Raw genomic sequence first — 5469 nt, 5'->3', positions numbered from 1 at the left:
ACAGGTGTTGGGGTTGGGGGTTGTGGAGGTTGGGGGTTGGGCGTTGGTTGAGGTTGTGGTTCTTTATCTTTATTATTTCTGTCGTCTTCACACTCCTGTTCTAACCTTTTAAATTGAGAACAGGAGCCAGAATCTCCTTCACAATTTAGTGCCTCATTTAGCCCTTTTTTAAGAGTCTGTTTAAGTTTCGTTAAAAATTGGTTTTCTATAGCTGCTTTTTCTAAAGTAATCATAGGTTCACTAGCAGAGTCAATAACATCTGTAATTTTCCGACCCCGAATACGCATTGTTTGATCTATTGACGGCGTTATAGTATTAAGCATTGTATCGGTACTTTCAGCGAGATCCTCAAGAGCCAATATTTTTTTTGCTATTTGACAAATATCGCAACCAATTTTTGCTAGAGGAGCTTCAATACAACTCCATCCCGAAGAAATAAGAATTGTGTTAAATTTATCATTCCATTGTTCATCTGCAAATAGAGTTAGCTTTTGGTGAGTGAGCCGATCACTGACATTTTGTGAAGGGTGAGAGTTGAAAGAGTTAAACGACGATAATTTTTCAATGCTGGTTAAATTTCTGTTGTCAATAACAAAATTGTTATATTGTTGGGTTTTAGTAGGAATAAAAAAATTAGATGGTTTTTTATAAATGTTTAATTTGCTTTGATTGGATGTATTGGCTAAAGGTTCTATTCTCAATAACCACTGTTCACCCAAAGCATTTGTGTAGTCAACATCCCAATATCCAGGATTATTAACCTTGATTTTAAAATTTTCATTTAGGCTGGTTTCACCAGTAATACTTTTGTTATCCTCTGAAAAATTAAACACATAAGATTTTCCGCCACAACTATTACTATTGGGAACTTCGTAAAGGATAGATTCATAAACAAAAGACTGATTGATTTTTTTGATTTTACGGATTATTTTACACCCTTCTGAATTAGTTAAAACAGTTTCATACAATCCTGGGTTTATTTCTCGAAGGTCACTGCTAATAATAAATCTTTGATTGAGTTGTGGTTGACCGGGCGAAACTGAACCAGGATCATCAAACTCTGGTCTAATAATATTAGGCCCTGGATCTAATGGAAACGATGGAACCTGTTGATTATTAACGGGTGCAGGAGGATTAGGTTCATCATCAAATTCTCCTGATCTCTGGGTAAACCAACTGTCAATATTTCTTTCCAAACTCGGAGGAAAAGCTGCCACAACTCGCTCAGAATTTTGAGCTAAATTAACGGTGCAAGCTCCCCAATTAAAACTAAAAACAGCACACATCACTGTTGAAAGCAGACGGTTAACGAATGTCCCCGGAATTAAAATAGCAGTAAAAAAACAAACAATTGTTAATAGGAAGTACCGGATGCGTTGCATAACATTACTCGCTAAATTAACGATGATTCTAAACATTATTCTTGTTCCGAGTTTCTAACTTGGAATGCTGTTAAAGAGGCTCTGCCTCGTCAACCTATAAAATGAAAGTTGAATAGGTTAGTCCAGGCTCCGACTGCTGGGAGGAATTTCTAGGCAGAGCCTAGAAACGAGGAGGATGCTTTTCTAAAAAGGTAAAATTTGCCGTAGTCCTCGCTGGACTTCGTTACGAATTACATCTTTAATTAAATCTTGGGCAAAACTTCCAAACCAATTATTAACCTGTGCCTCATCCACTTTTTCTGCATCCACATTTTCCGGGGGTTTATTATCAATTTTAACCGCCGATTTTTCCACATTCACTTCTGGCATTAACGCAATAAATGTATTAATGGGAATTGCTGAATTTAACCCTGTTTTTACCTCTTCCTGTCTGCCAGCAGATTCATTGTTGACTGTGGCTACCGTATCCCCTTGACCGTGAATTCCAATCACCCGACCACTGACATCAAACACTGGCCCACCACTCATTCCCCGTCGAGTTACCGCATCATAACGCATCGTATAACCTTCGGAATTACTAGAGCGAATATTCGTTACTTGTCCACCGGTAAAGGCATATTCTCGTTCCGTTGAACCCGTAGCTGGTAAGGGATATCCTGAAATATAAATCCCTGAACCTATTGTTGCTTCATCGGAATTACTAATCGGTGCAACAGAATATTCTTCTGAGGTTTCAAAGGTAATTATTGCTAAATCGGGGCCACTTCCTTCTTTCTGTAAAGTTTTAACGGATGCAACAGGATGATCTTTTCCTTTTGAGGTTTTAATGACAAACTCTGAGTTAGGATTATTAACAACATGATTGGCAGTTAATACGGTGTAAGTATTCCCTTTTTTAGAAATAATTACGCCTGAACCGCTTGCGTCTGCAACTAAAGTATTATTAATTTGTACGGTAGTGGGAATGGCAATTTGAGCGACTTCTTTGGCAGTTTTAGCGATCGCAGGTTGTACAATCACTAAAGCAGCAACCGTCCCAACAATTAGACTGGGTACATAATCAAAACTCGAAAATCGATTATTCATAATTTCCCTCTGTGAATTTTTGACAATCAATCAAATTTATAACTAATATCAGAAATGATTGTGGAACCCGTCACGACAGGTTGAGGAATTTGGGTATTATGCCAATAGGGAATAATTGGAATCCCCCAACTAGAATTAACCATTAATTCCAACATTTCTTGAGAAGGTTCTGTACCATCTTCAAAGGCATAAACCCCAAAATCTGGATCACGGTTTTTTAGTCTGCCATTAATGCCAATTAATTGCCCCCAACGGTTAAAAATTGGCCCCCCACTCATACCCACTCGAATATCATTGGTATAACCTAAACGATAGCCTTGGGGTAAAGATTTAGGCGGTAAAATAGAGATAATCCCTTGAGTGAAACGAAACACTTGCAAACCTTGATCAAAGGTGGTTTGAAAAGAGTGTTCCTGATACATGGGAAACCCGGCTGCAAAAACAGGTTCTCCAACGGTGATCGCACCAGGACTAATCGCAGCAATTTGATAATTGGTATTACTCTTAAAATAGGCGATCGCTAAATCCGTATTTCCTAACTGTTTTGCAGCCAATAATCCATACTTTTGCCCATCAGGAGCAATTACCGTTTGTTGCTGACTAAATGCCAGAACGTGCCAATTTGTAATGACTGTATAAGTTTGCCCCTGTCGTTGGATAATAACACCAGAACCCGAAGCATTAGGAGTTAAAATCCGAACCGTTGTTAACCGCGCTAATCTTTCCAGATTGACCGTTTGCTCATCACTTAAACGATAATTAATCTCTGGAAATTGTGCAAACACAGGATGATATTCTGATAAAATCATCAGTGCTGTTAAACAAATTCCAATCCTAATAATAGGGCAATTCATATTGGTTTAAAGTTCCCGCGCACCATTGCTTGGTGTCATTGGGGGTGGAACAGGTTGACCATTAAATTGAGGAGTTGTGAGAGAATGGCTTTCATTTTCTAAACGTCCACTGACATCAATATAAGGAATATTGCCACTTTCAGACAGAGATGGAGTCCCCGCTTGTCCTTCTCGCCAAGCTAACAATTTATTCAGGGTTGTCACAGCATCTTGATTCGGTTTCAGGGTGAAAATTAATCCTTCACAACGTCCATTCACTTGACTGGCAGTACAGATCACCTGTTGGCTATTCATCATCCCGGCAGTGATATATTTAAGCTGTTTATTCTGGCGATAGGTTTCTAAACGTCCACTGACTTCTGTACACCGTCTTAGAGGATCATAACCCGCCCCTGAAAAGGCATCAGATTCCCATTTAATCCAAGGTTCTCGACTTCCTTGGGAGTTTTGATAAACTGTTGTTGGGGTTCCGGTGGAGGTATCGCAGAAAAAACCCCGTTGTCCTGGTGCGGGTTGACTCAAAGCCCTTTGAGGTGCTAAAAAGCTGCTACACAAGGCAATTAGGCTGGTGAAAACTACAGATTTGTGTCTCATATAAAAAATTTTAGTTGGAAATGATAAATAAGTTAATCATCCCAAAACAAGCCCAGCGAATCAAGCATTATTCGATTTTTTTATCCTTTTTTTACAAATCTTCACAAAAGTATAATTCAGACATCAGCTTTCTAAAGACTAATAAATCTTTTCTAACTGCCTAAAATCTCGTTCAACTTCCGCCCATAAGGCTCGATTATGGGGATCGGTTTTTAACGCTTTCTTTAAATAATTTCTAGCCTTTTCAACCTGCTTGTCTGCAATCAATTGTCGCCCCCAACGTTGATAGGAAATCGCTTGCCATTGACGAATTTCAGGGTCATTCGGAATCCGTTGGGCTAACCCTTCAATTAAAGTAATCGCACGGGGAAAACGCTTATATTTTAATAGATTTTGTAACTCTAAATAGGAATTTTGTTTAATTTTTTGTTCTTCTGGAGTTAATTCAACATTAAATTGAATCGGATGACTTTTAGCTGTAATTTTAACTTTTGGAGCTTGATAGTAAGAAAATCCCGACTGAGATCCTCCGGGTTTAGTCGAAGCCGTTACAGGTTCTAATTCTGCTTCCGGTTTGGCTACCGTTAATAAAAATTTATAGGCTTCTGTGATCGCCATAAACTTTTCTCTGGCGGCTTCATTCCCCGGATTCACATCAGGATGATATTGTCTCGCTAACTTCCGATAAGACGATTTCACCGCCTCTAAACTAGCGCCGAATCTTAATCCTAATTGTCGATAATAATCTGTTGCATCCATCACAAGAAAAACATGGGAAGGTTGGAAGCCTCGTCTCTTTAGAGCGAGGAGGAAAACCGACTAAGTGCGTTTTTAACCGCCTGAGTTCTTTTAGAATCCGTAAGAATAACCATCTTTTTTGTGAATTGATTGACAATATTTGTGGCTAATTCCTGCTACTCTTCCGTTTTGTGTGGCTAGATCAAAACTGCCAGATGCGCGGCAGAGAACTCGACCCAAATAACAGCCTATTTTCTTGCCTTTGGTAACAACAGCTTTAACAATATCGCCCGTCTGGAAGCCTTTATGAATCTGTATTCGTGAGCGATGTCGTGTTGGAAATCCGTATTTATCAGTGCCACACATTTGACGAGTGCCACGTCCTGTTGCCTGAATCAATAAAGGTTTATTAGTTAAAACCTTTAAAGTTTCAACTTTTCCAACACAAGCTGCATCTAACCAGTGGGTTTTAGGTAGATTTAATCGAGTGCGGTTGAATTTAGTTAAACCACCGGAACCAATTGAAACAGGTAAATTTGTTTCTTTTAACCGATTAAACAGTAACCATCGAGTTGAATTTACAGCAGTAGCATCTTTTAACGGTTGTTTAGCTTGTTTCAAAATCCGATGTAGTAAGTCGGGTTTACCCGATAGGAAATCTTGGATATCTTGGTTTCCTTTCTTTTGGTTACAGTCATGACAAGCAACAGTAAGATTGGAAATTCGGTCAGTTCCGCCTTGGGATTTGGGGTGAATATGTTCTACTTCTAAGGGGACATTTTCAACCCCACAGTAAGCACATTTTCTACTCCATT

General features: G+C 39.0%; 6 protein-coding genes. All 6 read right to left on the bottom strand.

Going from position 1 to position 5469, the window contains the following annotated elements; all coding sequences use genetic code 11:
- A partial coding sequence (locus tag IQ236_RS27265; RefSeq protein WP_228041894.1) for a hypothetical protein occupies positions 1 to 968 on the bottom strand: 968 nt, incomplete at its 3' end.
- A 597-nt stretch (positions 969 to 1565) separates the two neighbouring features.
- Positions 1566 to 2468: a S1 family peptidase gene (locus IQ236_RS27260; protein WP_193872338.1), complete on the bottom strand. Its 903-nt coding sequence runs from the start codon at positions 2466 to 2468 to the stop codon at positions 1566 to 1568.
- Positions 2469 to 2494: 26 nt separating this feature from the next.
- Positions 2495 to 3322, bottom strand: a complete 828-nt coding sequence (locus IQ236_RS27255; protein ID WP_228041893.1) for a S1 family peptidase — start codon at positions 3320 to 3322, stop codon at positions 2495 to 2497.
- 6 nt (positions 3323 to 3328) lie between these two features.
- Positions 3329 to 3916 carry a COP23 domain-containing protein gene (locus tag IQ236_RS27250; protein WP_193872336.1) on the bottom strand — a complete coding sequence of 196 codons (588 nt, stop codon included), beginning with the start codon at positions 3914 to 3916 and terminating at the stop codon, positions 3329 to 3331.
- Positions 3917 to 4054: 138 nt separating this feature from the next.
- Positions 4055 to 4675, bottom strand: a complete 621-nt coding sequence (locus tag IQ236_RS27245) for a J domain-containing protein (RefSeq protein WP_193872334.1) — start codon at positions 4673 to 4675, stop codon at positions 4055 to 4057.
- Between the two features lie 90 nt (positions 4676 to 4765).
- Positions 4766 to 5469 (bottom strand): HNH endonuclease (locus IQ236_RS27240; protein WP_193872332.1); only part of this gene is annotated, 704 nt, incomplete at its 5' end.

It is taken from the genome of Planktothrix mougeotii LEGE 06226, assembly GCF_015207485.1.
Classification (GTDB): Bacteria; Cyanobacteriota; Cyanobacteriia; order Cyanobacteriales; family Microcoleaceae; genus Planktothrix.
The sequence above is the reverse complement of the archived record's forward strand: the minus strand, read 5'-3'. Positions and strand labels throughout refer to the sequence as shown.

Bases quoted from the DNA above. Each gene is read 5' to 3' on its own strand.
- IQ236_RS27255 (WP_228041893.1), bottom strand. From the start codon at position 3,322: ATGAATTGCCCTATTATTAGGATTGGAATTTGTTTAACAGCACTGATG.
- IQ236_RS27245 (WP_193872334.1), bottom strand. From the start codon at position 4,675: ATGGATGCAACAGATTATTATCGACAATTAGGATTAAGATTCGGCGCT.
- IQ236_RS27260 (WP_193872338.1), bottom strand. From the start codon at position 2,468: ATGAATAATCGATTTTCGAGTTTTGATTATGTACCCAGTCTAATTGTT.
- IQ236_RS27250 (WP_193872336.1), bottom strand. From the start codon at position 3,916: ATGAGACACAAATCTGTAGTTTTCACCAGCCTAATTGCCTTGTGTAGC.